The organism is Taibaiella helva (genome assembly GCF_003545695.1).
Taxonomy (GTDB): Bacteria; Bacteroidota; Bacteroidia; order Chitinophagales; family Chitinophagaceae; genus Taibaiella; species Taibaiella helva.
Genome location: NZ_QUZZ01000001.1, coordinates 41,608 through 67,368, shown reverse-complemented (window position 1 = coordinate 67,368; position 25,761 = coordinate 41,608). Strand labels below are relative to the sequence as shown.

The following is a 25,761-nucleotide window of genomic DNA, read 5'->3' as shown; positions in this document are numbered from 1 at the left end:
AAATCATTCGATGCCTCTGACTTCAGCAGCTCTGGATAATTTCGATCCGAATTCCCCGGGTCTCGTATCCAACAATATCTTCGGCCTTCCTTTCTCCGAAGAAGATTCGCAACTCATTATTATACCTGTTCCCTGGGAAGTGACCGTCAGCTACCGTCCCGGTACCTCCAGGGGACCCGAACAAATATTCGACGCCAGCATGCAGGTCGATCTCTACGATTCGGACTATGTCGACACCTGGAAGAAAGGTTACTACATGCTGCCCTACGACAAGAACATCCGCAACAAAAGCGATTATCTCCGCAGCTGTGCCGAGCTTATTATCGGCTGCCTTTCCGAAGGCAATCCCCTTAACTGCAGCAAGCAGCTCCTTTCCAAGCTACAGGAAGTGAACGAAGGCGGAAAGATGATGCACGACTGGATTCATGATCTCGCCGCTAAATACCTGGCCGAAGGCAAAAAGGTAGCGCTCCTGGGCGGCGACCACAGCACGCCCCTGGGCTATATCAAAGCCCTGAGTGAAAAACATGAATCTTTCGGCATCCTGCAAATTGATGCGCACGCCGATCTCCGCAAAGCTTATGAAGGGTTCACCTATTCACACGCTTCCATCATGTACAATGTGCTCGAGCAGATTCCCCAGGTGAGCAAGCTCGTACAGGTTGGCATCCGCGATTATTGCGATGAAGAGCTGGAGATCATTCATGAATCGCCCGACCGCATCAGGACCTTCTTCGACAAAGACATCAAAGAACGCCAGTATGAAGGCGGCCATTGGAAAAACATTGTGGACGAGGTGATCGACGCCCTGCCCCAAAAGGTTTACATCAGCTTCGATATCGATGGGCTCGATCCCAAGCTCTGCCCCAATACCGGTACACCAGTACCCGGCGGCTTCGAGCTGGAACAGATCTTCTACCTCTTCCGGAAGGTTAAGGAAGCCGGAAAAGAAGTGATCGGCTTTGACCTGAATGAAGTTTCATCCGGCTCGCATGGTCACGATTGCATCGACCCCATTGTAGGCGCCCGTGCCCTGTATAAACTGTGTAACGTTCTTGCCAGCTAATTCACCTGGCGTAGCTTATTCTTCTTCTTATGTATCAAATACTCCTGGAAGGTAAACAGGTTAAGAAAAATCAGGTAACCGGCATGCATCTCATGGCCGGTTTCCTGCTTTTGGTTATGGGCCTGTTCACCTGGATGGTGCCCAACGCAGTAAAGCAGGAAGAATTCAACTTCCTCAATAAAACAGGCCTGCTCTATGCCGCGGCAGGTCTGGCCCTACTGGTCATCTGCATCTTCTTCAATAAAAAAGTGATCCAAAGCCCGGCCAACTTTGCGCTGAGGCTGATCGAGATCCTCCTCTTCATTCCTATACTTATTTATTCCCTCAGCCAGAAATGGTACCTTCCCGCCGCCTATTCCAGCGCAGGTTTGCTGGGCATTATTCTTGCCTACTATTGGGAAAAAAACGGTAAAAAAGCAAGGCAGGCCCTATTTAACGATAAAGGCGTATTTATTGCCGGCCTGGGCCGTAAAAGCGAAATGGCCTGGCAGGATATAAAAAAAGTGATGCTGAGGCATCGTGTGCTCACTATAGATTGCAAAGACAACAAACTATTCCAGATCAATGTCGAATCCAGGCAGGAAGAATTGAGCCGCGAAGCCTTTGAAACCTACTGCAAAATACAGATCGAAGCGAAAAAGCACTTGTATAAAGCCGATTGGTAATCATATTATTATATTAAATAATATTTATATTCCGGCACGTTTTTTGCTAAAGGGAAGGATATACCTTCCCTTTCTTCATGAAATATACCTTCTTACTATTTACGCTCTTTTGTTCATGGCAGCAAAGCCGTGCCGCCAATGCCGATACCCTGCAGCTTAGCGGCTACACCTGGAAACTACTGCAACAGGTATACACCAGCCGTGATGCTTCGGGAACAGCTATTCACAAGATCAAAGGCCAGGCCGGCGATTATATCCGCTTTGAAAAAAACGGCAAAGCGATTGTCCGCTATAAAGGCAATTGCGATACACTTGACTATAGCATAACCGAAGGCAATTTTATTCACCTCGGAAACGAAGCGGCCTACAAGATCGCAATTACCGCACCAGGCAGGATAAGCCTTTCACAGAGAACAGATGAAAGCACCGACGGTTACAACAGCATATCGCTGGAACTGAAACGCTAAGGCGCAGGGCTAACAAATTGTTAGCTCTTCTCCTGTCAATACCAATTCCGCTAATTTTGCAGCATCTCATGAAAAATGATTAACTTTCCTAAGTTGACCATATTATAAAAAACGAACAAACATCTATGACATTCAATCCCTCCGGTCTTTTTGAAGAACTGACCTCCACCACGCAAAAACTGGCAAAAGGCTATGAAACCTTAAAAAACATCAGGGAAGTGTCCGTCGCGACAACACCAAAAGAGCTGGTGTGGCAAAAGGATAAGGTAAAGCTTTATCACTACCTGCGTGAAACGCCTGCTAAAAGCAAGATACCCGTGCTTGTATCATTTGCCATGCTGAACCGTCACGATGTGCTCGACCTGCAACCTGACCGCAGCCTGATGAAAAAGCTGCTCGAAGAAGGATTGGATATCTATATTATGGACTGGGGCTATCCCACCCAGGCCGATAAATACCTAACCATGGAAGACTATATCGACGGCTATATGAACGACGCGGTCGACTTTATCCGCAGGAAACATAAAGTGCCTAAGATCCACAAGCAGGGTATTTGCCAGGCAGGCACCTATTCCATGATCTATGCCAGCCGTTATCCCCAGAAGCTGCAGAGCCTCACTACTTATGTAGCCCCTTTCGATTTTGGTGAAAATGAAAATATGCTCTACAAATGGGCCAAGTACATCGACGTAGATGCTATGGTCGATAGTGTGGGCACAATATCGGGCGAAATGATCGATTCCGCCTTTAGTATGCTGAAGCCTTCCATGAATATCAGCAAATACATCGGCGTTATGGATTCACTCGAAGATGAAGACAAGCTGCTCAACTTCCTGCGCATGGAGCATTGGAAATCAGATCTGCCCGCTATTGCCGGCGAAATGTACCGCAAATACATCAAAGATCTCTTCCGCGACAACCTGCTGATCAAAGGTGAGCTTAGCCTGGGCGGAGAAAAGGTAAACCTCAAGAACATGAATGTTCCTTACCTCAATGTTTATGCGACAGGCGACAACATTATCCCCAACGACAGCACCAAGGCTGTAATGTCCAGGATCGGCTCCAAAGACAAGCAGGAAATTCCCTTTCCCGGCGGCCATATCGGCGTGTTCGTAGGCACCAAATCACAAAAGGACCTTGCACCAGCTGTTGCCCGCTGGACCATTGAAAGAAGCAAATAAACAGGTTATCCACAATCACCTGGGTAATCCTATGCTGATAAAAACTGAAATGGAAGAAGAGCTGCCCACACCTGGTGAGCAGCTCTTCTTTTCCTCCCCCACTTTAAAAAGCCTTCTATCTTACAATAGATAAGCTTATCCCGGTAAACCACCTGCTTTTGCACACCGCAATGTGTATTAAGCAATTGTTACGCCATGTTTTCTTTACCACTCTTTTTTCCATTTATTTACCCACAAATACGCCTGAAAAGTTGTTGGAAACCGGTTAAACCCTTCTTAAAACCTCCTCAATAAAAACTAAAAATAAATTTGGCTCGTATGGTTAAAGATTTCTTCACTTTAAATTCATCTTCTCTTTACAGGATATTCAACTTTCACAAGGCAAAAGGTTATCCCTCCTGTTTTCGATCCACAACAAGGAATAACTTTGAAAATACCAGTAAAATCAAGGCTTTCGTCAAATAAACACTTGTGGAAAAAACGGGGAATACCATTCTTCCTGAAAAATCCAATGTGCACAGAAAAAAGTTTCCACCATATTCACAGCCCTAATAGTAGTCATCCTTTTTTTAAAAAAATAAATTATTAAAATTAAGGCTGTGGATTACCACCCAAAACAGAGCCGCTGGCCAGGTCCTATGTTTCCAGGCCAAAAGGTTTTACTTTTGGATCCATGATCGCCACCCCGCAAAAAAACTGCCTCACTGTCAACCGGCTCAGCATCCGCTTTGAAGGCCCGCAGCCTTTCGACGCCGTGCAGGAAGTTTCCTTTTCGCTGGCTCCCGGTAAAACGCTGGCGCTTATCGGTCAGAGCGGTTCCGGCAAATCGGTTACTTCCCTGGCCCTGATGGGGCTCCTGCCCGCTAACGCCCGTATCAGCGGCAGCCTGCAGCTGGAAGGCGCCGGCGAGCTGACCACACTGCAGGCAAAGGACTGGCCGTTGGTACGCGGAAAGGCAGTAGGTATGGTCTTCCAGGAGCCGATGACTGCGCTTAACCCTGTCAAGACTGTTGGCTACCAGCTGATCGAATCCATAAGGGCGCACCAGGACTTATCTACAAAGGAAGCCCGTCGCCTGGCTTTATCCTGGTTTGAAAAAGTAAAGCTGCCCGATCCCGCGCGTTTGTTACGACGTTATCCACATCAGCTCTCCGGAGGGCAGAAACAAAGAGTGATGATTGCCATGGCGATGTGCAACCACCCTGCCCTGCTCATCGCCGATGAGCCCACTACAGCATTGGATGTAACCGTCCAGAAAGAGATCATACAGCTCATGCGATCGCTGCAGCAGGAGTACGGCACGGCTATCCTGTTCATCACTCATGACCTTGCCCTGGCGCGTGCCCTGGCCGACGACTATCTTGTGCTGGAAAAAGGAAAAGTGGTTTCCGTTTTTCCACAGGTGAACGAGCATACCCATGCGCCGGAATCTACGGGTAAAGGCGAGCCCTTGCTGGCCGTAAAAGAGCTGTGCATACGTTATCCGGAAAAAACCAGCTGGCTGGGGAAAACCATCAGCAGCTTTACCGCTGTCGACCAGGTCAGCTTCGATCTTTATCCCGGCGAGACGCTGGGTCTTGTGGGAGAATCCGGTTGTGGAAAAAGTACACTCAGCCGCAGCATCCTGGGCCTTCAGCCGGCAACAGAAGGTCATATTTATTTTGAGGGACAGGATATTACCCAATTTGATGCGGCACAATGGCGCCGGCTCCGCAAAGATATCCAGATCATTTTCCAGGATCCTTATGCTTCGCTGAACCAGCGGATCAGAGTAGGTGATGCCCTGGCCGAACCTTTGCTCGTACATGGCATTACGGATAGAAAACATGTGGATAATTATGTGCAAGACCTGTTGGAAAAGGTAAAATTGCCGGCCGCTTCGCGGCACAAATACCCACATGAGTTTTCGGGCGGCCAGCGCCAGCGTATCTGTATTGCCCGTGCCCTGGCTGTACAGCCAAGATTGATTATCTGCGATGAAAGTGTGTCGGCGCTGGATGTAACGATACAGGAACAGATATTGGAGTTGCTGGCTTCGCTGCAGCAGCAGATGGCGCTTACTTACCTGTTCATTACACACGACCTTACCGTAGTGAAAAGGATCAGCAACCGTGTGATCGTAATGGAGAAAGGAAAGATTGTAGAGCAGGGAGCGACGCAAAAAATACTGGAACACCCCGCCCAACCTTATACAAGAAGATTGCTGGATGCTGTGCCTGGACTGTAAATAGCGGATCTATTTTTAAGCATATCCCATGGTTTTCCACATTAATAAGCTTGTAACCATTTGCCTGCTACTCCTTGCCGCGGAAATGGCCTTTGGCCAGGCACAGGAAATGTTCCTCATCCAGGGAGAGAAAAAGATCGCGCTCAACAACGAGGAGTCGGTGAAGCTGAAAAAGGAGCCCTTCACCATACGGTTTCACAGCCCGCGGTATAGCGAAGACACTGCTAATGCGTTGCAGGTGGCTGCTTTTAGGGATAAAGCTTGGCTGGATAAAGCCTATCCCGGCATAGCCTTGTCCGCAGTACCTTACCTGAGCCCCGGAAGTGGCATGGCCGCGTACCCCGAAGGTTATCCCTACATTATGCTCAATCCTGAAGGGCATCATTATCTTTATTATTTTGATGAACGGGATAAACGCGTTGATATTGCCGGCCAGCAGGGCGATTGGCTTACCCTCGATTGGACTGTAGAAGCATTCCTCATTGATGGCGAGCGCAAGCTGTTCAGGGATGCCGGTGTTGCTGAATTTTACCTGGTGCTCTTTTTCGATGCCAACCACAACCGGCGTATCGACGAAGGCGAACTGAAAAAACTATCGCTCACCTTTCTCTAAATATTTCGCTATGACTGCAGCAAAAGTGATCGGTATAGCGCCCCAGCTGGTGGCGCCCGATGTGGTTCAAACCGCCGAATATTATCGCGACAAGCTGGGTTTCAGCATTATTGACTATTTCCTCGACCCCCCGGTCTATGCCATGGTCCACCGCGACGGCTTCCAGATCCACTTTGCCAAAGCGAGCGAAGGACAATTCAAGACTAATGCGCAGTTCAATCCCATGAGCGCCGATCTCATTATCTGGATACCGGATATCGATGATTACTATGCTGAAGTCAAAGCCCGTGACGCCGATATCGTCGAAGATATTGTGCAGCGTGTTTATGGCAGCCGCGAGTTCCGTATCCGCGATTGTAACGGCTATATCATTACCGTAGCAGATTAATGGATAGTATAAGGTGAGGCTGTATTCCAGAAAATTTTTTCTTTAAGGAACGAACATTCGTTTATGATAAAGAAGTCAAGTTTTAAAAACTTGACTTCTTTATAAGTTGGCGCCGGATAAATAGATTAAAAAAAATTTTTCCGGTGGAAAAGCGACTGACATAGGGTTGTCAGTGAGGCCCGCTTACTTTGTATTATCAAATAAAAAAACGAAAAATGGAAAACAACACAGTAAGCACACCGGCAATTATCATTACTCCAGAAGAGATGCTGCAACACTGGCAGGGCCATCGCGGTCTTACCCGCAAAGTGATCGAAGCCTTTCCTGAAGACCAGCTCTTTACCTTTTCTATTGGCGGTATGCGCACTTTTTCCGCTATGGTGCATGAACTGGTCGATATCGCTGCAGGCGGCGTAAGAGGTATTGCTACCGGGGAATGGAAAACGCTGATGCACGGAGAAGAGGACGCTTTTCCGAAAGATAAAGCCGGCGTATTAAAGCTGTGGGACCAGGTAACGGAGATTATCGAAGAGTATTGGCCGCAGATAAAGCCTGGGCGCTTTCATGAAGTGGATAAGGCCTTTGGTCAATACGAGAACACCGTATATGCTTCTCTGCTTTATTTCATAGACAATGAGATCCATCACCGTGGTGAAGGTTATGTATACCTGCGCGCCCTGGGTATCCAGCCGCCTTTCTTCTGGGAGCGCTGATCTATTGCAATATATCGCTTGTGCTTCCGTTTCTATAATACAATCAACATATTGTTATCATGAAATGGAAAGCATTGATCTTTGTTTTGCTATCAGGTATATCAGCCGGTTGCAGTAAAAATCCGGTTGATATACCCACTATTGGCTCTATGGATTCAACTGTGGGCAGCGTACCGGTTCCGTTTGATTATGATGGCCTGATGGGAACGAAAGCAAGTTATCTTTATCCGGCATACATCAGCCCGGTAACCGGTGTGTTGATTACCGACCGGGAACGGAGGATATTACGGGATAGTACGCAAGTTATCGTTATCGATAATAAAGTATGGAACACGGCAACTTTCTTGGGTAGCAACGGGCGCATCGGCGCCTATGGTGGAGACGTACGGCTCAATAATATTGCCCTTACATACGATCCGCCCCATGCTTTCTACATGAACAGCGATCCTGCACTGTGGATTGCCACCGGAACCAATACCTGGTCTGCTACAGGAAATGCTCATGTACCAGCCATTAGCCAGGTACCCGATACCACCTTTCCGCAATTTACGGGTAGCCTGCCTGACACAATAACGATCAGCGGCAACTTTACATTTACCTTCGACAACAGTAACCTGCACCATGCTGATGCGGCTTACCTTATTGTCTACGATAGTAACATGAGATTGACGCATACCAACCTTGCCGGGCCTTCCGGAGGAACAGTCTCCTACGATTTTGGCAACAGGCCGCCCATCAACTCCTGGCTCTGGATCGGCAACCAACGTTATTATGGCGTATGGATGGAAGTTGTCTGCTATAATTACGAGATCCATACTTTCAGTGGAAAATCATTTGCCTTTGTCGGGCAAAGCCGGCTATTGAAAAATGTAGTGGTTCGGTAAATCCTTATCTTAGGTCCCGGAAAAACCCGGCTTACTCATGACTGCAAAAACACTTTTGCATTACCGGCTGCAGTGCCAGCATATCTTGCAACCCTTAGCCGGAACACCGCAGGAACTGGTATCCTGGATGGGTGCGGTACAGGCACAGGACTATGCCATGTGCAAATGGGCAGTGGGGCTCCGGCTGCAATCAGCTACAGACGCGCTCATCGAAGAAGCATTGGATTCCGGCGCCCTGGTGCGCACGCATGTGCTGCGTCCCACCTGGCATCTGGCAGCGCCTGCCGATATCCGCTGGATGCTGCAGCTTACCGCGCCCCGCATACACACCTATGCACAAACCTACTATCGCCAGCAGGAACTGGACCAGAAGATCTTCAGCAAAGCGCATAAAGTGATGGAACGTATCCTGAGTGGCAAAAGCCAGGACAGACCGGCGATAAAAGCAGCTCTTGAAAAAGCCGGAATCAGGACCGATGATCTGCGGCTCGGGAACATATTGCTGCACGCAGAATTAGAAGGGCTGATCTGTAATGGTCCGCGTATAGGAAAGCAGATTGGCTATGCTTTGCTGGAAGAACGTGTTCCCGCTGTTGCTCCTATCAGCAATGAAGAAGCGCTGGCTCAGCTTACACGGCGCTATTATCAGAGCCATGGTCCCGCTACGGCAAAGGACTATTCCTGGTGGAGCGGGCTGAGCCTTTCCCAGGCCAGGAAGGGTATAGAGATGACAGCAAAAGAGATGGAGCGCGTAAGCCTTGGTGGACAAGACTTCTGGCTGATCCCGAAATCTTTATCCGCTGCCGCTAATGCCGTTTACCTGTTACCCAATTACGACGAGTACACCGTTGCTTATGCCGACCGTACGCTGATGATGACGCCTGAGGGAAACGAGATGATTGCCCGCCAGGGCAATCCCTTATTCAGCAACACGCTTATTGCCGGCGGTAAAGTTGAAGGTACCTGGAAACGCAGCCTCAAAAAAGATTCGGTAGCGGTAGCTGTCGAGCCCTTTGGCGCCCTTTCGGAAACCCGCCGCAAGCAGGTAGATACTGCCATAAGGAAATACAGCCGCTTTCTTTATACATAAGATGTGAGAGCGAAGATCAAAATTTTTTAAAAGAACGAATATTCGTTTATCTTTGCGACATGAGAGCTAAAGATGAAAATAAAGAAGCCGCCATCAGGGAGCAGGCCATTGCCATGATCGTGGCCGAAGGCTTTCACGGGCTGAGCATGCAGAAGCTGGCGAAAGCGGCGGAACTGTCCCCTTCTACCATTTACATCTACTACGACAGCAGGGAAGACCTGCTGAATAAACTTTTCTTTTATGTAGAGGAAGTCTTTAACCGCGAGACGCTAAAAGGATTCGATGCCCGGATGCACTTTGAAGAAGGCCTGTGGATACAATGGAAAAACCGTTACCGCTATTCGAAGGAATATCCTTTGTATTTTCTCTTTGCAGAGCAGTTTCGCAACTCGCCCCTCATCAGGCATAAGGATATTCGCGAGAACCGTTTTCGCAGCGCGATGCAGGAGTTCGTATACCACGCGGTGCAGCGGGGAGAAGTAGCCGATCTGACGCCCGAAGTGTTCTGGGCCATGGCATACGGGCCTTTCTATACCCTGCTTAAATTCCATATGGATCAGAGCAGCATGTCCGGCAAACCCTTTGCCCTTACCGATCATAAGCTGAAGCAGGCTTTTCGCCTGGTACTGAAGGCACTGGAGCCCTGATAACATACACATCGCATGAAAACCAGCTAAAGTGCGGCATCATGATCCGGTATAATACGGATCCCTTGCTGTGGAATAGCTGCTGAAATTTTGAATGCAAAAAGAACGAACGTTCGTTTATTATTATGACACTGAATCATCTCAGTCTGCCGGTGCCGGATGTGGCGCAAACGGCAGCATTTATGAACCGCTATTTTGCCTTTGAGCTCCTGCAGATGAAGGGCGATAAGATTGCTGTACTGCAGGGAGCGGGTAGCTTTATCCTTGTGCTTACTACCTTAAGCGATGATGAAGGACCCTATCCCGCCGATTTTCATTTCGGCTTCATACTCGACGATACCGCAGCGGTTACCGCCCTTTACGAACGCCTGGTCGCCGACGGCGCCGCTGTCGCCCGGCCACCGGCACGTATCCGGAACAGCTTTGCCTTTTATTTTCATATCCCGGGCGATATAATGGCGGAGATTAGTTGTAATTTGCCCTGAATCTTATGGCAACAGAGATCGAAAGAAAATTCCTCGTTGATATGGACCTTTGGATGGCTTTACCCAAGCCGGAGGGTGAGCTGCTGCTGCAGGGCTATATCTGCACCGATCCCGAAAGGACGGTGCGGATAAGGATTGCAGGACAAAGAGCCTGGCTCACCGTGAAGGGGATTACCACAGGCGCTTCGCGTACAGAAATCGAATGCGGGATTCCTGTTGGTACTGCTGGCGAGCTGCTCAGCGGATTTGCACAGAACCGGATCAGCAAAATAAGGTATAAGGTGCCACATGGCGGCCGTACCTGGGAGGTAGATGTCTTTCTTGAGGAGAACGAAGGCCTGATTGTAGCCGAGCTGGAGCTGGAATCGGAGGATGCTTCATTTGCGTTGCCGGAATGGGTAAGAGCAGAGGTGACCGGGGAGCGACGCTATTACAATGCCGTACTGTCCCGGCATCCCTTTAAAGACTGGACTGCAGAAAAATGATGGAAGCTCTGTTTCAACATATGGAGCGGTATATCGATCTGACTGCGGCTGACAAGGATGTGCTCTCCGAGACCTTGCGACTTCGTATCGTTAAAAGGAAAGAGCACCTGCTGGAAGAAGGCCGGTTTTGCCATAGCAATTATTTTATTTGCAAAGGCTGTTGCCGCCTTTATTATGTCAATGACAAAGGTGTGGAACAGACGGTGCAGTTCGGTATCGATAACTGGTGGATCACCGACCTTGTGGCCTATACCAGCGAAAAGCTCTCGCAGTTTTACCTGCAGGCGACAGAAGCCGGTGCCCTGGTGGTATGGGACAGGCGCGGAGAGGAAAAATTATTTCGCCGGATACCTGCGCTGGAACGCTATTTCCGCCTTATCCTCTTAAGGGCCGCGGCTGCCGAGCAACAGCGCAGCCGTTACTTTTCCGACCTTTCCGGAGAAGAACGGTATCATCATTTCAACCGCTCGTTCCCTGAATTTGTGCAGCGTGTACCACAATATATGCTCGCCTCCTACCTGGGCTTTACCCCCGAATTCCTTAGCAAGATCCGCGCAGGCAAAACCTGATTCCTTTCTTGAAATAGATTAAGTTTTTAAAGCAGAGGCGCTTCGACCTTTGCGCTGTAAAAACCAATGCGATCTATGAAAGAAAGAATCAAAATCCCCGCTGTGCTTCCGGAAGGCTATAAAGCCATGGCTGTTTTCGCCGCTTACCTGAAGCAAACCAGCCTGAAACCTTTGCACCAGGAGCTGATCAAAATCCGGGCTTCGCAGATCAACGGCTGCGCTTATTGCATCGGCATGCACAGCCGCGATGCCCGCAGGCTGGGCGAAACGGAGCAGCGTATCTATGCGCTGAACGCCTGGCGCGAAACACCATTTTTTACAGAAGAAGAAAAAGCCATTCTTGCGCTTACCGAAGAGATAACGCTGATCCAGCAAAAAGTATCGGATGCTACCTATGAAAAAGCGCTGGAAGTGCTTGGTGCGCAATACCTGGCGGAAGTCATCATCGCGGCTACGGTGATTAATGCCTGGAACCGGATAGGGATCAGCACCGGAATGATGCCCGCGCCGGAAGTGCCGGTACAGTAAACCCGCAATTTTATGAAATAGCGCGAAATGCATAGCCTTGCTTCCATGATGGAAGGCTATGTAGCATCGGCCCGTATTGCAGAAAAGCTGGGCATACAGCTCGTCGGCCGTTTTGTGGAATAAGGGAAGCCCTGGCGTTGGTACACGCTTGCCACTGCTAATCGGTGACCACGCCGGTGCGGAGCGCGTAGATAGCGAGCGCTGTTCTGCTCTTCAGCCTGAGCTTGAGGAAGAGCGCGTCACGATAGCCGTGCACAGTATGAAGACTTACCTTCATCAGGTCGGCGATCTCTTTATAGGAAAGGTCGGAGCAGCAATACTTCAGGAATTCGGTTTCGCGGTCGGTGATATTGATCGTTTGCCAGTTGTTCGATTTTCTCAGCGAATTGATCAGCATCAGCTCGGTATGGAAATAACCTTCGGTGTGGAGGGTTTGCAGGGCGTTGGACAATTCATCAGGATCGGCGCCTTTATGCAGGAAACCTTTGGCGCCGGAACGCAGCATACGGACGATGCTGAATTCATTGTCGAACATGGAAAGAGCCATTACTTTTATTGCCGGGTAAAGCTGTCTCAGCTGCGCAGTGGTCTCATAGCCGTTGAGCTCGGGCATATTGATATCGAGAATGCAGATGTCGGGAACCTGGGTGCTGGTTTGTAGCAGTTCGAGCAGCTCGCGGCCGTTCCGTGCCTGCAGCACCACGTCATAAGCGCCCAGTGTTTTGATCAGCTCGGCAAGGCCATTCCGCATGATGGTATGATCGTCGGCTATGGCAATGGTGATCTTTGATTGTTTACTCATGTTTCAGTTTGCAGGTGAGCACCAGGGTTGTGCCTTCACCGGGTTGGGTTATGATGTCGAGGCTGCCGTTAAGCAACCTTATGCGTTCCTCGATATGCTGCAAGCCGTATCCCCTATCCCGGCAAAGCTCAGGATCCATACCCCTGCCATTGTCGGCGATCATCAGGCTCAGCACGCCCGAAGCAAAGCAGATATGGATATTGACCGCGGTAGCCGCAGCGTGCTTGTGCACATTAACGACCGACTCCTGTATCATGCGGAACAGCAGCAGGTCTTCTTCCGCCTTCAGTTCCGGCCATTGCCCGCTATAGGTAAAGGTACAGTGAAGGTGGTAAATTAAAGACACAAATGCCAGTTCTTTTTCTACAGCATCAAGCAGACCGATCTTCTCAATGGTTGCCGGGTCGAGCAGGTGGCCCAGGTTCCGCAGGTCCCTGATCGATTTTCCCATACCCGAAACCACCTCTGAAAACGTATCGGCTTCCTCCTTGGTATCGATACGTTCCGAAAGTGCCGCCAGCTTCATCCGGACACCGGTGAGCACTTGCCCTATATTGTCTTTGATCTCTGTATTGACATGATGCAGCGCCTGTTCCTGTACCTCGAGGCGGCTACGCAGCAGTTCCTGCTCATAATGCTGTTCGTTGTTCCGGGGTGTCCCTGCCTGGTTTTGCAGGCGCTCCTTTTTCCGGCGCCGGCCAGAGCGCAGCAATAGCAAAGCCAACAGCAATACGCATCCTGACAGCAGCAGGATGATCATGTACATCATTTTACCATACTCATTTACGTCCGCAAAGTAGGCTGGCCAAACGGAATTTCAAACCCCACTTTGGTACCCCCTTTAAAATGGGGATTGCTTATGTGGAGCGGATTTCAGACTTTTGATTTCCTGTTTTGATCGGATGATCTGGTTAAAATGGATTGGTTCAAAAGTAAGTACGCCCCTGATTCTCTGTTATTGCATCGGAGGTTAGCGACAAAGAAAGGGTCCGGGTCCCAACGCCCGGCGTCGCAAACCCTATCAGCGGCGAAAAAGAACGCCGGTTCGCTCTGGACCGGCGTTTATTTTTTCAGGTTATCCCGGCATTGCTTTGTTGTTATAGGTGCGCCATGTAAATACTGCCCCGGACAGGAAGCCAATGCAATGCGCCACAAAGATGTGTCTCTTGAAAAGATAGCGGCGGCTGCACTTTATTTTCCATTGATCCTTTTATTTTTGCAGCGTAATTCCCCATCCTATGGCTTTTTACGACCTGGAGAAGAAAGAACGCGCCGCGCTGGCAGCCGATATCAGCCACGAGCTGCACGAAGCCTTTCTTTACAGAAACCTGGTGCCGGTTGTGCTCTACTTTTCCGACAACGATACCTATATCCGTAAAGCAGCCTATACCGCAACAGGAAGAATCTACTTCGCTGCTGCGGACCTGCAGCATACTCTTCCAGGCCTGCTTGCCGGTCTCCTGGAGCATCCCCATGATAAAGTACGGCAGACGGTGATCAATGCAGCCGGGGAGATCGGAAAAAAAGAATTCGGGCAGATGCGTCCTTTTTTCGATAAGGGCTTGCTGGATCCGGCGCATATCGTGCGCAACGCGGTCATCGGCTCGGTGAAGAAAATGGGGCAGGTAAACCCGGCTCCTGTGCTGGCCTGGGCCAGGGAATACCTGCATCATCCCGACAAAGAGATCCGGCGGGAGATCTGTCACGGCATCGAGCTGAGGGGAAGAACCCACCCAGAGGACATATTGCCCCTGCTGGAAGAATTGCAATGGGATACTACCGCACGCGTAAGCAATACGTTGGTGCATGTGATCGGGCAGATCGCTTATAAAAAAGGCTGCCTTGAAAAAGTGGCCCTGGCTTTGCTCGACTGGGAAAACCGGAAGCTGGTACAAAAAGCGCTGGCAGAAATCCTATCGGTGCATCACCGTTACCGCAACTTTGCCGCTATGTCGACACAGGATGCCCGCGCTTATCTTGCCGCCTGCTTCGACGGGCTCATTCAGCTGTCCGACAAGGAGGAATAGATACCATTTTGCACAGCATAAACAATAAGGTCGGCCGTTCGGCTGAGGTTGAGCTTGCGCAGGATATTGCGCTGGTGATATTGCACGGCGTGCGGGCTGACGCCCATTTCCTGTGCGATATCCTTGATCGTGTGGCCGGCGCAAAGCTCCCTCATGATACTTTTTTCCTTATTGGTGAGCGATGGGCCGTTTTGTTCTTCCCGGTAAACAGCATTAAGAAAATGCGCTCGTAAGCTGCGGCTGATAAACCGTCTGCCGGCCTGAATCGTGTAGATGGCTTCGAGCAACTCGTCTGTATCCGCATTTTTCGAAACGAAAGCATCGGCGCCTGCGGTCAGCGCCTGCTTTATGGCGGGGAGGTTGGTTATACCCGATACCACAGCGATATGTACCTGATCTTTCAGCTTGCTGCGCAGCATCCCGATTACCTGCAGGCCGCTCATCCTCGGCTCGTTCATATCGCAGATAACAATGTCGATGCCGGAAAGATAAGGCTCCAGGGCAAAGCAAAGCTCATCGCTGATGTACACTTTCTCTATATCGGGCCGGGCCAGCAACCGGTGTCTTAATGCATCGGAAAACAAACGATGCCCGTCGATCAACAGAATGTTCATTAGACCAGAATTTTAATAAAACGCCACCGGCTTTTTGCAAGAGGAGCTGCGGGAAGCTGTACCGTAGCTGTGCAAGAAAAGATGAAGCAAAAGTCCGTAATGGCGCTGGTTGTGCTAATATTTTATGCTGATAATCGACAAAGGCCGGGTTTAATTTATCCGGGCTATCGATAAAGCGCGTGTCGGAGAGAAAATACCGGGAAAAACACAGGCTGGGAAAAATAATCCCGGGAATACTTGTGGTATATCCCGGGGATAGTAAATGTATGGGAATTGCTTTGTAAAATTATTGTGTGAGCTCTAAATCATTGATGTTAACCAAACCGTTTTTAATAGCGTATAATACCAGACCGATAATATTTTTCACCGACATTTTCTCAATGATCTTCTGCCGGTGAAAATCCACTGTCTTTTCACTGATAAATAAAAGATGCCCGATCTCTTTCGCTGTTTTCTGCAGGCAAACCAGCTTAATGATATCCATTTCGCGGTCTGAAAAGCCTGGTATCTTCAGTAAGGCCTTCACTTCAGGATTGCCGCGCGCAAAACGGTTAATGATCACCTCAACAGCTTCTTTAGAGTAGAACTCTTCATTTGCGGCGACCTTCTCTACTGCCTGTATCACTTCTTCCATTTCGCCCGATTTAAAGATGAGGCCTTTCGAGCCGGCTTTCAGCATTTCCATGACCTCGTTATCATCGTCGAAGTGAGAGAGAGCAATCACTTTAATGGAAGGGTTTTGTTTCAGGATCTGGTTGGTTGCGTCTATCCCGTTGGTTTTGGGGACATCGGTATCCATGATCACAATGTGTGGATTGAGCTCACGGGCCAGGGCTATGGCATCTTCGCCGGTGCCCGCTTCGCCTATGATCCTGAATTGGCTTTTCTGACTTAAAAATTCTTTTAATCCGAGCCGGAAGATCGGATGGTCGTCGACAATAAGAATCTCAATCATTATATTATTTTTTAGTGCTATGGATATGATTTATACTAGCGACTATACTTTATGCTCTTCCGGCTTCCTGATAATCACCAGGTTGGTTTTCAGATGGCTTAAAGTATGCGCCTGGAATTATAATATGACAATTGGATACTTTTAAAAACATAGAGCCTGAAAATGAAACTCAATTATGTTATAATTATTGCAATATAAAGCAAAATATTTGAATTGTAACTAGTATTTCTACTAGTACTTGTATAGTATTTCTATGTAATTGTCATTAAAATTAGTGGTTAGCTCTAATTTAATTTAGTATAACTAATAATCCTCATTTAAGGAAACCAGCAGAACTTTGCTATGTATTCCGATAGGATGTAATGTTTTAGGCACGAGCCAAAACCCTATAGAGATATTATTTCCTCATCTTTTTTACCTAACCAAAGTAAAACACAGACTGGCAATGAAAAAGAAAACTCTACACTTCAGGGATAAACTGCTGTTCACTTCAGTGTTGGTTTCCCTGCTTACCCTCTCCATCTCCGCAAAAGCGCAGCTTACGCGGAATTATGCGACAAATGCGATAGCACACAGTACGGGTGGCGGCATTATTCCTACAACTTTTGATGTTCCCGATTTTGCAAATGCTTCTGATGGCGTACCGGCTACTTTTGCCACGCTCCAGGCCGAAACCATACTGTTGGGTCTCGGGTCTCAAAAAAGCAGCTATGTTGAAATCGGTTTTTCGGGAGATGTACCGGAGGGCGCTACTGTATATGTCGCCATACAGGACGACGCCCAGGGCTTGCTGTCTGTACTGGCCGGAGGCTCGCTTGGTAACCTGGTTACCGGATTGCTGGGCAACCGCCATATAGAAGTGGATGTCAAAAATAATGCCGGAACCACCCTGGTTAGCTACAACTCGGACGGTACCCGTGTATTTACCCAGGGCCGCTTCAATTTTGTTAAGGATGCTACCGGCCAGACATACCTTACTTTCAAGGCCAGCGCCGGCCTTGCCTACCGCCGGCTCCGCATATCGGTGGTTACCGGTGGCCTGGTGGCTTCCAGCTATACCCTTAAAGTGCAGGATGCTTTTTACTTGAGCGGTGCTTATGATCCCTGCAATCCTTTCGTAACGACATCATATGATGCTACCGGTCTTTCCCTGGGCTTGCTGACGGGCCCCGACGGTCTGCCGGTAAAGAACCCTCAATACGCCATTGATGCCGATACGACTACTGCTTCTACTTTCGGATATGGTACGGCCACAGTAGCTATAGGTTCTACCTTCAGCCAGAGCTTTCATTTCTCCAACCTGTCCAAGCCCGGAGACCAGGTAAAGTTCCGGTTAAGGTTCCCGGCAACCTTGCTTTCTGCCAATGTGCTCAATACTATGACCGTTGACGCCTATCGCCACGATACGCTTCTCAGCTCCTCCAGCCTGAGCAGTGTATTGAGCGCACAGCTGCTGGCCCTGATCTCCCTGAACCTGGGCAGCAATATTCCCGCTGAATTCCAGCTGAAGGTGGATACTACTGCAGCGCAGAATATGCAGTACGACGAAATACGCCTTACTTATGTACAGCTGGCCAATATTTCAGTGGCCCAGTTTATCGAGCTGTACAGCGTGGACCGCGTACCGCCAGCCCCTATAGTACCCGTACCGCCGGTTACCAGCTGTCCCGGCACTTCCATGCGCCTTGCGATCAGCAACGTGAAGCCGGCTACCAGCTATAAATGGTATAACGATGCCGGTACTGTGGTAAGCACCGATACCTTTTACAATATGACGGTTCCCGCCAACAATGTTACTGTTAGCTTCTATGTGACCTCATCTACTTGTCCCGGGGTAGAATCGGCCCGTATGCCGGTTTCTGTAACCGGTACCAACGGGAACTGCGTTTCCTTCAGCCCTATCGCTTACCTGCAGGGAACCTTCGATGGCAACCGTAACAGGGACGTAACTGCAGCCTGGGCAACTGTGCTGGCGGCTAATGCTACCACACAGCCTTATAGCGTTGCGCCGTTCCTTTACCCCGGAACCGAATCTGTATCGGCAGCTGTATTTACCGCTACTGCGGCCAATACCGATATTGTAGACTGGGTGCTGCTCGAGCTGAAAGATACTGCAAACAACCTGGTCGACCGCAAAGTCGGATTTATGCTGGAAAACGGCAACATCACTAACCTGGATAAGACCCAGCCTATAGTGATGAAGGCGCTGGCAGGATCGTACTACCTCACGATCAGGCATCGCAATCACCTTGCGCTGAGCAGCAACCTTACGCCCTATGTTCCGGGAGATAACCTGTTCGACTTTACTTCCGCAACCGACGCAACACTTTTTGGCGATGCTAACGCTTTCGTTACGCTCAACGGCTATACAGCTATGCGCGGCGGCAATGCCAACAGCAATTCCAATACCCGGTTCAACGGAGCGACCAATGACCGCGATGTTATTCTCCAATTCCTAAGCGGAAATGAAGCATCGACCATTTTCAGTGTGTACACGCCGGCCGATGTAAACCTGGACGGTATCGTACGTTTCAACGGCGCCCAAAACGACCGCGATGCTCTGTTGCTCAACCTGGGGGGAAGCGAATACATTACCATCTTCGAGCAGAAGAAATAACCTCTTCACCGGCGAAGGGTAACAGATCACCTGTTTTCATATGCTGTTGCACATCACTATATAACAAGGAATCCGGGACGTTTCAGGAAGAAACGCCCCGGATCATCTTGCCATAATTAACTAACTACTTTTTGACCACCAACCATAATTGCTTTAACCATCTAATGTCTCCTTTATGAAAAGAATATCTTTATTATCTGCACTTGCCCTGATGCCCTTTTTTGCCGATGCACAAGGTATCCAGGGGACACTGATTTATGGCGCGACGCCTAACTCTGTGATCGTAAGGATCAAGAACAACACGGCTGCTGCGATCTCCGGCAACCTTGTCAGCATGCGTTTTGGTATCAGGATTCCCGACCAGGGAGCTGGTAATCCTACCTTAACGGCAACCAGCCTGATGACAACACCCGGCAGCATTACTTATCCACCTCCATATACCGAAAACAGCTTCCATTATTATGACGTTTCTGCCGTGATCAATGGAGGTAATCCCGTAAACATCCCTGTTGGCGGAGAGCTGAACGCATTTAATGTAACCTTTGCCAATGGCTTGGGCTCTTCTACTGTTGAGCTGGTTGGCCGGCTGTTCGACGGCACACCGGGTTCCGCCGGAGCTAACGACGCTACGGAATTCTATGTGTCTATAGATGGCGCTAACTCAACCGATCAAACTACCCGCTTTTACAATAACGGCTCGACCTCCGTCGGCTTGTCCAACTCTCCGACGATAAGCGTGGTGGGCCTTGGCGGTGTAGTACTGCCGGTTAGCTTTACGCATATTGAAGCGCAAAGGGAAGGCGCCAATGCCCTGGTAACCTGGGGTACCGCTTCCGAGATCAACAACCAGGGTTTTGATATCGAGCGCAGCGCCGACGGCAAAACCTTCACCAGGATTGGTTATCAGCGCAGCCTGGCTATTGGCGGCAACAGCAACGATAAGCTGGAATACAGCTTTACCGATACCAAACCGCTGCCTGGTCTGAATCAATACCGCCTGAAGCAACTGGATAAAGACGGAAAAACTACCTACAGCAAGATCGTCCAGGTGATCTTCGATGGCGCCGGCAATGTGAAAGTATTTCCCAATCCGGCCGGCACCAGCAAAGTAAACGTGGAAGCCACCGGCGTACAAAGCATTGAAGTGTACACCTTAACCGGCCAAAGGCTGAATGTTCCGGTAACCTACGGCACAACAAGCCATGAGCTGAATGTATCTTCCCTGGCCAACGGAAGCTATACCATACGCATTAATACCGCTACAGGCGCAGCCACTGAAAAGCTGGTTGTACGTCATTAATTACGATACACCTGCCCGCATTACCATTCAAAAGAAGGGGACAGCTGAAAAGCTGTCCCCTTTTGTTTTGCTATTTGGCTACTTCGATCTTCGCCTTTTTGCCCTTGATGCGTTCGTCTTTGAGAAGATGCAGCGCATGGCTGACCTTTACCTTGCGCACTGCGACGAAAGCGCTGAAATCCTTGACTTCGATCAGCCCGATATCTTCTTTTTTCAGCTCAGCCTTTTGCGACAGGAAGCCCACGATATCGATCTTGTTCACTTTATTCTTTTTGCCCAAAGGGATATACAGCGTGGTCCACTTCGGTTTTTCCGGCAGCTCATAAGGTCCCTGCAGTTTGATCTCCTCAGTTTCCTCAACGGGAATATAGGCAGGTAGCTTTTCTTCGGGAGAAAGCAGGAGTATGGCGGTACCGCTGGCTTCCATCCTGGCCGTACGGCCGTTGCGGTGCGTGTACACTTCTTCGGTCAATGGCAGGTGGTAGTGGACGATATAGCGGATATTGGGAATATCGAGGCCTCTTGCTGCAAGGTCGGTAGTGACCAGGATATTGGCCGAGCCGTTACGGAATTTGCACAGCGCCGTATCCCTGTCGCGCTGTTCCATGGCCCCATGATAATATTCGTTGATGATGCCATTTTGCCACAGCAGATCGCTGGTGCGTTCCACCGACTCCCGGTGGTTGCAGAAGATAATGGTAGGGCGGTTGCCCAGGTAGCAGACCAGGTTGAAGAGGGTATCGAGCTTGTCCCGGTCTTCCGAATGGACCACTTTTATGGCGAGCGCATTATCCCGCTCTTCCTGCTCTGCCAGGAAATTCAGCTCCTGTGCGGCCTCCAGCCCCACAAAGCCGGGTATATCCACGGCTGCTGTAGCCGAGGTCAGTATCCGTTTATCCAGCTCAGGTAAAGCGGCGACGATCTCCGACATTTCCTCGTGGAAGCCCAGCTCCAGCGATTTGTCAAATTCATCCAGCACCAGTGTGCTGATGGCGCCGGTCTTGATGTTCTCCCTGCGGATATGATCGGCAATACGGCCCGGTGTACCCACAATTACTGCGGGCGGCTGAATCAAATTGTTCTCTTCGATCTCCCTTTTATGACCGCCATAGCAGCAGGTGATCTTGTAACCAGTGCCCATTTGCTTGAATACCTTCTCGATCTGCATAGCCAGCTCCCGCGAAGGTGCGATGATTATGGCCTGCGTCATTTTGCCTGTGGGGTCGAGGCGATCCAGGATCGGCAGCAGGAAGGCCAGCGTTTTTCCTGAACCTGTTGCTGAGAGCAGAATCACATCCCGGTGCTGTGTATTGGCTTCGATCGAAGCTATCTGCATTTCGTTGAGGGCTTCAATATTGAGGTTGGCCAGGATTTGCTCCTGGTCGTAGTTCTTATGCGACATTGCTGCAAAAGTACGAAAGAAAGAGAGCCTTCGGCCTGCTCTGTTTTTTGCCTAATTTTGTTCAGGCAGCTTTACTGCCATTTTTTAAAAACAACACCTATGGACAATGAGCTGAAACTCGCCGTTCTGATCGATGCCGATAATGTGCCTTATTCCAATATCAAAGGCATGCTGGAAGAAATAGCCAAATACGGTACGCCTACATTCAAACGGATCTATGGCGACTGGACCAAGCCTACGCTCAGCGGCTGGAAATCGGCGCTGCTCGAAAACGCCGTTATCCCTATACAGCAATACGCTTATACCACGGGCAAGAATGCTACCGATGCTGCGTTGATTATCGACGCCATGGATATCCTGTATACCGGCAATGTAGACGGCTTTTGCATTATATCCAGCGACAGCGATTTTACGCGGCTGGCCACACGGCTCCGCGAAGCCGGCAAGCAGGTTTTCGGCATGGGCGAGAAAAAAACGCCAAAGCCTTTTATTGCTTCCTGCAATAAGTTTATCTATATCGAAATACTGCCCAAAGAAGCCGCGGAGCCGGAACCCACCAAGCCGGTGAAAAGGGCCAAAAAGGAAAAGGGAAGAAGTCCTGCAGCCGGTACCAAAGCCCTGAATAAGCTTATCGTAAGCAGTGTGCAGGATCTGGCCGAAGAAGATGGCTGGGTATTCCTCGGCGCATTGGGCAGCCTTATCCTGAAGAAGCAGCCCGATTTCGATCCCCGTAATTTCGGGCATAAAAAGCTGCTCGACCTGATCAAAAGCATACCGGGCATCGAAGTAGAAGAACGGCTGACGGGGAAGAATCATACCCCTCATTTTTACGTTCGTGCCCGTTAGTCCATCTCTGGACGCTTATGCCGGCTGATGGTAAGAGCTGGCTTGCCCGTCTCCGGTATTAACTTTAAGCATCCCTATGTTCCGCCCTATAGACCAGTATTTCGAAAACCTGGATGAGCCCGCCAGGAGCTGTATGCAGGCGCTGCGTGTCGCTTTGCTGCGCTTCGATCCGTATATAGCCGAAGCCTGGAAGTATCGTATGCCCTTCTATACCTATAAGGGAAAGATGTTCTGCTATCTCTGGACCAGGAAGGATTCAGGGCAGCCATACCTGGGTATCGTGCGGGGCATACATTGCCGCACCCCGAGCTGCTGCAGGAGGAACGGAAGAAAATGAAGATATTGTTGCTGGCCCATGGCAGGATCTTCCGCTGGAAAAGATATACAGGATACTGGCGGCTGCGCGTCTCCTGTATTGATTTTTGCGGAGAAAAATGAACTAAATTTGCGGGTTTATTGATTTGCTGTAGCGCTATAAATTTATCTTTTTAAAATTTAAACAAAAGGGCTTTCCGATCATTATTCTTTTAGACGCCCGTTGCCAGGCGTTTGACAAATTAGGAGTTCATGCTGTCCCGCGAAGAGAAATATATTTATGAATGGGAAACAAGGCGCAGCAGGGGAAGATGGCGCTATGTAGTGCTTACCGCCCTGGTATGGGGTACTATTGTTCCGGTCCTGGTCGCCGCTTTCAAGCTGGCGTTTAAGGGATTGCTTTCCTTCTCCACGCTCTCCGATGCCGTAAGCAGCAGCAGTTTTTTATTCACCTGGCTCAAATTCATTGCTGGCTTCTTTTTCTTCGCTTTGCTGATGTGGCATATGGCACGAAAAAAATACCAGGAGCTGAAGCGCAAGCAGGTGGCCCGCCAGGAGTTCCGTATCCCCAATTAAACTACCTTGGTGCTATTTTGGCCCGGTCTTTCTCTTATCCCGCCGGAAGCTTATCTTTGCCCCCTTATGGAATCGTTGAAAACGCGTATCGAGGCGTTAACCCAGGAGATCAAGGGCATTGTTCCGGCCACGAAAGAAGAGCTGGAGGCTTACCGTATCAAATTCTTAGGTACTAAGGGCCTTGTGAAAGAGGTGATGACAGGGATGAAAGACGTACCCGCCGATCAGAAAAAGGAAGCGGGACAATTGCTCAATGCCTTTAAGCAGCTGGCAGAAGGCCATTACGAAAGCTTCAGCCATTTGCAGGAAGATCAGGCAGGCGGCACGCAGGCCGCCGATCTGTCCCTGCCGGGAACAGATATACCGCTGGGCACCCGCCATCCGCTCCGGATCGTGGAAAATAAGATCATAGAGATCTTCGGCAAGCTCGGTTTCGGCGTTGCGGAAGGGCCTGAGATCGAAGACGACTGGCACAACTTCACTTCGCTGAATATGCCTGCCGATCATACAGCCAGGGATATGCAGGATACTTTTTACGTAGCTCAGAATCCCGACTGGCTGCTCCGCACCCATACCTCTTCCGTTCAGGCCAGGGTATTGGAAGAAGGTAAGCTTCCGGTAAGAGTGATCTGCCCCGGCCGTGTTTACCGCAACGAAACGATCAGCGCCCGGGCGCATTGCTTCTTTCACCAGTGTGAAGGACTGTATATTGATGAGCATGTTTCCTTCGCCGACCTGAAGCAAACCCTTTATGCCTTTGTTACCGAAATGTTCGGCGAGGGGACCCGGGTACGGTTCCGTCCTTCTTATTTCCCTTTTACGGAGCCCAGCGCCGAAATGGACATCAGCTGTACCGTCTGCGGCGGCAGTGGCTGCAGCCTGTGCAAGCATACCGGCTGGGTAGAGATACTGGGCTGCGGCATGGTACATCCCGACCTGCTCCGCAATTTTAATATCGATCCGGAAAAGTATAGCGGCTTTGCTTTTGGTATGGGTGTGGAACGGATCACGCAGATCCGTTACCAGGTCAACGACCTGCGCCTGTACTCACAGAACGATGTACGGTTCCTGCGGCAATTCCAGGCAAATACTTAAATGCATACGGGTCGTCGATAACCATTCGACGACCCGTTTTTACGAAATAGATCACAAACTTTACCGGGCTCCGGTACACAGCAAACAGACCTTTCTTGATACTTGTTACAGGCGCCAGCGGGTTTTTAGGCCAGCATTTACTCCAGGTATTGGCACAGCAGCCGGTACCCGTAAGGGGGCTTTATCACAGCCGGAAGCCAGACTTCGGCTTTGCACATCTGGACTGGATGTCCTGCGACCTGCTCGATGTCTTCGCCGTGGAAGAGGCTTTGCGTGATGTGACACATGTGTATCACTGTGCCGCTATCGTGTCGTTCGACCCGGCAAAAAGCGGGCGGATGATACAGGAAAATGCAGCCGGTACAGCCAACCTGGTGAATGCCGCCCTGGAAGCCGGCATACAGAAGCTGGTCCACGTGAGCTCGGTAGCCGCCCTGGGCCGCGCAGCCGCTGTGAACGGCGAGCCCGCACTGATTTCGGAAGATACGCACTGGGAGGAGCGCAAGAATAACTCCGCTTATGCTGAAAGCAAATACCTGGCTGAAATGGAAGTCTGGCGCGCCATGGCCGAAGGCCTGAATGCGGTGATCCTGAATCCCGGCATTATCCTGGGAGAGGGCGACTGGTCCAAAGGCTCGGCCCGCCTGGTGCAGATCGTGTACGACGAATTTCCCTGGTTTACCCGCGGCGTCAATTCCTGGGTCGATGTAAAAGATGTGGCAGCAGCCATGGTAAGGCTTATGAACAGCGGCATCAGCGAAGAGCGGTTCATTATCAGCAACGGCAATTTTTCCTATAAAGAAATATTTACCGGCCTGGCCAGAGCGCTTAAACGGAAACCGCCTTTTAAAGAAGCGACTCCCTGGATGTCGGAGATCGTATGGCGCGCCGAAGTGCTGAAAAGCAGGCTGGCCGGGAAAGAGATCACGATAAGCAAAGCCTCGGCACGTACCGCGCAAACCCGCTACTATTACGACAACGGAAAGTTCCTCCGTCAATTTCCCGATTTTCAATACCGCGACCTGGAAGATACTTTTGAAAGGATAGCAGCGGCTTTCCGGAAACGGCATTAGCATCGCCAATACCAGCCTGTCTTCCGGAAACCGGTATTTCCAAAAAATGACCCTGTAAGGGTTATAATAGCATGCCTGGTCTTTAATATCTTTACGGGGTTTATATCAGGACGGGCAACCGGATTTTGAGC

27 protein-coding genes and 1 pseudogene are annotated in these 25,761 nt (G+C 49.9%); 23 read left to right on the top strand and 5 right to left on the bottom strand.

Annotation, left to right across the window (positions count from 1 at the left end; all coding sequences use genetic code 11):
• Positions 1–10: 10 nt before the first annotated feature.
• The 15 genes from DZC79_RS00325 (at position 11) to DZC79_RS00255 (ending at position 12,008) form a co-directional block, all read left to right on the top strand.
• On the top strand, positions 11–1,066 hold the full coding sequence (locus tag DZC79_RS00325; protein ID WP_118949557.1) for an agmatinase family protein: 1,056 nt from the start codon (positions 11–13) through the stop codon (positions 1,064–1,066).
• A gap of 29 nt (positions 1,067–1,095) precedes the next feature.
• Positions 1,096–1,731, top strand: coding sequence for a hypothetical protein (locus tag DZC79_RS00320; protein WP_118949556.1), 636 nt, complete (start codon positions 1,096–1,098; stop codon positions 1,729–1,731).
• A gap of 77 nt (positions 1,732–1,808) precedes the next feature.
• Positions 1,809–2,198, top strand: a complete 390-nt coding sequence (locus DZC79_RS00315; protein ID WP_118949555.1) for a hypothetical protein — start codon at positions 1,809–1,811, stop codon at positions 2,196–2,198.
• A gap of 125 nt (positions 2,199–2,323) precedes the next feature.
• Positions 2,324–3,379, top strand: coding sequence for a class III poly(R)-hydroxyalkanoic acid synthase subunit PhaC (gene phaC, locus DZC79_RS00310; protein WP_118949554.1), 1,056 nt, complete (start codon positions 2,324–2,326; stop codon positions 3,377–3,379).
• Between the two features lie 673 nt (positions 3,380–4,052).
• The gene (locus DZC79_RS00305) at positions 4,053–5,606 is read left to right on the top strand and encodes an ABC transporter ATP-binding protein (RefSeq protein WP_118949553.1); all 1,554 of its coding nucleotides are present in this window, start codon (positions 4,053–4,055) and stop codon (positions 5,604–5,606) included.
• 28 nt (positions 5,607–5,634) lie between these two features.
• Positions 5,635–6,219, top strand: a complete 585-nt coding sequence (locus DZC79_RS00300; protein ID WP_157976823.1) for a hypothetical protein — start codon at positions 5,635–5,637, stop codon at positions 6,217–6,219.
• A gap of 10 nt (positions 6,220–6,229) precedes the next feature.
• Positions 6,230–6,607: a VOC family protein gene (locus DZC79_RS00295; RefSeq protein WP_118949551.1), complete on the top strand. Its 378-nt coding sequence runs from the start codon at positions 6,230–6,232 to the stop codon at positions 6,605–6,607.
• Between the two features lie 215 nt (positions 6,608–6,822).
• Positions 6,823–7,320 carry a DinB family protein gene (locus DZC79_RS00290; RefSeq protein ID WP_118949550.1) on the top strand — a complete coding sequence of 166 codons (498 nt, stop codon included), beginning with the start codon at positions 6,823–6,825 and terminating at the stop codon, positions 7,318–7,320.
• A gap of 149 nt (positions 7,321–7,469) precedes the next feature.
• A complete protein-coding gene (locus DZC79_RS00285) occupies positions 7,470–8,204 on the top strand; it encodes a hypothetical protein (protein WP_157976822.1) in 735 nt (244 codons plus the stop codon).
• 37 nt (positions 8,205–8,241) lie between these two features.
• Entirely contained in the window at positions 8,242–9,294 is a 1,053-nt protein-coding gene (locus DZC79_RS00280; RefSeq protein WP_118949548.1) for a winged helix DNA-binding domain-containing protein, read from the top strand.
• Positions 9,295–9,353: 59 nt separating this feature from the next.
• Entirely contained in the window at positions 9,354–9,941 is a 588-nt protein-coding gene (locus tag DZC79_RS00275; protein WP_118949547.1) for a TetR/AcrR family transcriptional regulator, read from the top strand.
• Between the two features lie 125 nt (positions 9,942–10,066).
• Complete coding sequence (locus DZC79_RS00270) at positions 10,067–10,426, top strand: VOC family protein (protein ID WP_118949546.1); 360 nt, start codon at positions 10,067–10,069, stop codon at positions 10,424–10,426.
• A gap of 5 nt (positions 10,427–10,431) precedes the next feature.
• Positions 10,432–10,911 carry a CYTH domain-containing protein gene (locus DZC79_RS00265; protein ID WP_118949545.1) on the top strand — a complete coding sequence of 160 codons (480 nt, stop codon included), beginning with the start codon at positions 10,432–10,434 and terminating at the stop codon, positions 10,909–10,911.
• Complete coding sequence (locus DZC79_RS00260; RefSeq protein ID WP_118949544.1) at positions 10,908–11,480, top strand: Crp/Fnr family transcriptional regulator; 573 nt, start codon at positions 10,908–10,910, stop codon at positions 11,478–11,480. Before DZC79_RS00265 ends, DZC79_RS00260 begins: the two co-directional genes overlap by 4 nt.
• Before the next feature lie 75 nt (positions 11,481–11,555).
• The gene (locus DZC79_RS00255; RefSeq protein ID WP_118949543.1) at positions 11,556–12,008 is read left to right on the top strand and encodes a carboxymuconolactone decarboxylase family protein; all 453 of its coding nucleotides are present in this window, start codon (positions 11,556–11,558) and stop codon (positions 12,006–12,008) included.
• A gap of 157 nt (positions 12,009–12,165) precedes the next feature.
• On the opposite strand, the gene DZC79_RS00250 is transcribed toward DZC79_RS00255, so the two are convergent.
• Positions 12,166–12,810, bottom strand: a complete 645-nt coding sequence (locus DZC79_RS00250) for a response regulator transcription factor (RefSeq protein WP_118949542.1) — start codon at positions 12,808–12,810, stop codon at positions 12,166–12,168.
• The gene (locus tag DZC79_RS00245; RefSeq protein ID WP_198666713.1) at positions 12,803–13,570 is read right to left on the bottom strand and encodes a sensor histidine kinase; all 768 of its coding nucleotides are present in this window, start codon (positions 13,568–13,570) and stop codon (positions 12,803–12,805) included. Before DZC79_RS00245 ends, DZC79_RS00250 begins: the two co-directional genes overlap by 8 nt.
• Positions 13,571–14,048: 478 nt before the next feature.
• Between DZC79_RS00245 and DZC79_RS00240 the strand changes: the two genes are divergently transcribed.
• Positions 14,049–14,837, top strand: a complete 789-nt coding sequence (locus DZC79_RS00240; RefSeq protein ID WP_118949540.1) for a HEAT repeat domain-containing protein — start codon at positions 14,049–14,051, stop codon at positions 14,835–14,837.
• Here the strand turns inward: DZC79_RS00240 and DZC79_RS00235 are convergent.
• Together DZC79_RS00235 and DZC79_RS00230 are read right to left on the bottom strand one after the other, a co-directional pair.
• Positions 14,813–15,451 (bottom strand): LuxR C-terminal-related transcriptional regulator, encoded by a 639-nt coding sequence (locus DZC79_RS00235; protein WP_118949539.1) that lies wholly within the window; start codon positions 15,449–15,451, stop codon positions 14,813–14,815. The two genes, DZC79_RS00240 and DZC79_RS00235, sit on opposite strands and share 25 nt — an antisense overlap.
• A 286-nt stretch (positions 15,452–15,737) precedes the next feature.
• Entirely contained in the window at positions 15,738–16,406 is a 669-nt protein-coding gene (locus DZC79_RS00230) for a response regulator transcription factor (protein ID WP_118949538.1), read from the bottom strand.
• Positions 16,407–16,851: 445 nt separating this feature from the next.
• On the opposite strand from DZC79_RS00230, the pseudogene DZC79_RS21785 reads away from it, so the two are divergent.
• Both DZC79_RS21785 and DZC79_RS00220 read left to right on the top strand, forming a co-directional pair.
• A pseudogene (locus DZC79_RS21785) lies at positions 16,852–18,261 on the top strand (immunoglobulin domain-containing protein); the annotation flags it as partial.
• Between the two features lie 937 nt (positions 18,262–19,198).
• Positions 19,199–20,323 carry a T9SS type A sorting domain-containing protein gene (locus DZC79_RS00220; RefSeq protein ID WP_118949536.1) on the top strand — a complete coding sequence of 375 codons (1,125 nt, stop codon included), beginning with the start codon at positions 19,199–19,201 and terminating at the stop codon, positions 20,321–20,323.
• Between the two features lie 70 nt (positions 20,324–20,393).
• Here the strand turns inward: DZC79_RS00220 and DZC79_RS00215 are convergent, their stop codons facing one another.
• The gene (locus DZC79_RS00215) at positions 20,394–21,725 is read right to left on the bottom strand and encodes a DEAD/DEAH box helicase (RefSeq protein ID WP_118949535.1); all 1,332 of its coding nucleotides are present in this window, start codon (positions 21,723–21,725) and stop codon (positions 20,394–20,396) included.
• A 99-nt stretch (positions 21,726–21,824) separates the two neighbouring features.
• Between DZC79_RS00215 and DZC79_RS00210 the strand changes: the two genes are divergently transcribed.
• The 5 genes from DZC79_RS00210 to DZC79_RS00190 all read left to right on the top strand — a co-directional run bounded on the left by DZC79_RS00210 (position 21,825) and on the right by DZC79_RS00190 (position 25,630).
• On the top strand, positions 21,825–22,571 hold the full coding sequence (locus tag DZC79_RS00210; RefSeq protein ID WP_118949534.1) for an NYN domain-containing protein: 747 nt from the start codon (positions 21,825–21,827) through the stop codon (positions 22,569–22,571).
• Between the two features lie 76 nt (positions 22,572–22,647).
• On the top strand, positions 22,648–22,908 hold the full coding sequence (locus DZC79_RS00205; protein ID WP_198666712.1) for a DUF1801 domain-containing protein: 261 nt from the start codon (positions 22,648–22,650) through the stop codon (positions 22,906–22,908).
• 230 nt (positions 22,909–23,138) lie between these two features.
• On the top strand, positions 23,139–23,462 hold the full coding sequence (locus DZC79_RS00200) for a hypothetical protein (protein WP_118949533.1): 324 nt from the start codon (positions 23,139–23,141) through the stop codon (positions 23,460–23,462).
• Between the two features lie 66 nt (positions 23,463–23,528).
• Positions 23,529–24,557, top strand: a complete 1,029-nt coding sequence (gene pheS / locus DZC79_RS00195; RefSeq protein ID WP_198666711.1) for a phenylalanine--tRNA ligase subunit alpha — start codon at positions 23,529–23,531, stop codon at positions 24,555–24,557.
• 95 nt (positions 24,558–24,652) lie between these two features.
• A complete protein-coding gene (locus tag DZC79_RS00190) occupies positions 24,653–25,630 on the top strand; it encodes an NAD-dependent epimerase/dehydratase family protein (RefSeq protein ID WP_118949532.1) in 978 nt (325 codons plus the stop codon).
• Positions 25,631–25,761: the final 131 nt, after the last annotated feature.

Excerpts from the sequence above, each read along its gene's own strand:
- DZC79_RS00230 (WP_118949538.1), bottom strand. The coding sequence starts at position 16,406 with ATGATTGAGATTCTTATTGTCGACGACCATCCGATCTTCCGGCTCGGA.
- DZC79_RS00245 (WP_198666713.1), bottom strand. The coding sequence starts at position 13,570 with ATGATCATCCTGCTGCTGTCAGGATGCGTATTGCTGTTGGCTTTGCTA.
- phaC (WP_118949554.1), top strand. The coding sequence starts at position 2,324 with ATGACATTCAATCCCTCCGGTCTTTTTGAAGAACTGACCTCCACCACG.
- DZC79_RS00215 (WP_118949535.1), bottom strand. The coding sequence starts at position 21,725 with ATGTCGCATAAGAACTACGACCAGGAGCAAATCCTGGCCAACCTCAAT.
- DZC79_RS00270 (WP_118949546.1), top strand. The coding sequence starts at position 10,067 with ATGACACTGAATCATCTCAGTCTGCCGGTGCCGGATGTGGCGCAAACG.
- DZC79_RS00265 (WP_118949545.1), top strand. The coding sequence starts at position 10,432 with ATGGCAACAGAGATCGAAAGAAAATTCCTCGTTGATATGGACCTTTGG.
- DZC79_RS00250 (WP_118949542.1), bottom strand. The coding sequence starts at position 12,810 with ATGAGTAAACAATCAAAGATCACCATTGCCATAGCCGACGATCATACC.
- DZC79_RS00200 (WP_118949533.1), top strand. The coding sequence starts at position 23,139 with ATGCTGTCCCGCGAAGAGAAATATATTTATGAATGGGAAACAAGGCGC.
- DZC79_RS00235 (WP_118949539.1), bottom strand. The coding sequence starts at position 15,451 with ATGAACATTCTGTTGATCGACGGGCATCGTTTGTTTTCCGATGCATTA.
- pheS (WP_198666711.1), top strand. The coding sequence starts at position 23,529 with ATGGAATCGTTGAAAACGCGTATCGAGGCGTTAACCCAGGAGATCAAG.
- DZC79_RS00205 (WP_198666712.1), top strand. The coding sequence starts at position 22,648 with ATGTTCCGCCCTATAGACCAGTATTTCGAAAACCTGGATGAGCCCGCC.
- DZC79_RS00315 (WP_118949555.1), top strand. The coding sequence starts at position 1,809 with ATGAAATATACCTTCTTACTATTTACGCTCTTTTGTTCATGGCAGCAA.
- DZC79_RS00210 (WP_118949534.1), top strand. The coding sequence starts at position 21,825 with ATGGACAATGAGCTGAAACTCGCCGTTCTGATCGATGCCGATAATGTG.
- DZC79_RS00325 (WP_118949557.1), top strand. The coding sequence starts at position 11 with ATGCCTCTGACTTCAGCAGCTCTGGATAATTTCGATCCGAATTCCCCG.
- DZC79_RS00295 (WP_118949551.1), top strand. The coding sequence starts at position 6,230 with ATGACTGCAGCAAAAGTGATCGGTATAGCGCCCCAGCTGGTGGCGCCC.
- DZC79_RS00240 (WP_118949540.1), top strand. The coding sequence starts at position 14,049 with ATGGCTTTTTACGACCTGGAGAAGAAAGAACGCGCCGCGCTGGCAGCC.
- DZC79_RS00320 (WP_118949556.1), top strand. The coding sequence starts at position 1,096 with ATGTATCAAATACTCCTGGAAGGTAAACAGGTTAAGAAAAATCAGGTA.
- DZC79_RS00290 (WP_118949550.1), top strand. The coding sequence starts at position 6,823 with ATGGAAAACAACACAGTAAGCACACCGGCAATTATCATTACTCCAGAA.
- DZC79_RS00260 (WP_118949544.1), top strand. The coding sequence starts at position 10,908 with ATGATGGAAGCTCTGTTTCAACATATGGAGCGGTATATCGATCTGACT.
- DZC79_RS00220 (WP_118949536.1), top strand. The coding sequence starts at position 19,199 with ATGAAAAGAATATCTTTATTATCTGCACTTGCCCTGATGCCCTTTTTT.
- DZC79_RS00285 (WP_157976822.1), top strand. The coding sequence starts at position 7,470 with ATGGATTCAACTGTGGGCAGCGTACCGGTTCCGTTTGATTATGATGGC.
- DZC79_RS00305 (WP_118949553.1), top strand. The coding sequence starts at position 4,053 with ATGATCGCCACCCCGCAAAAAAACTGCCTCACTGTCAACCGGCTCAGC.
- DZC79_RS00275 (WP_118949547.1), top strand. The coding sequence starts at position 9,354 with ATGAGAGCTAAAGATGAAAATAAAGAAGCCGCCATCAGGGAGCAGGCC.
- DZC79_RS00280 (WP_118949548.1), top strand. The coding sequence starts at position 8,242 with ATGACTGCAAAAACACTTTTGCATTACCGGCTGCAGTGCCAGCATATC.
- DZC79_RS00300 (WP_157976823.1), top strand. The coding sequence starts at position 5,635 with ATGGTTTTCCACATTAATAAGCTTGTAACCATTTGCCTGCTACTCCTT.
- DZC79_RS00255 (WP_118949543.1), top strand. The coding sequence starts at position 11,556 with ATGAAAGAAAGAATCAAAATCCCCGCTGTGCTTCCGGAAGGCTATAAA.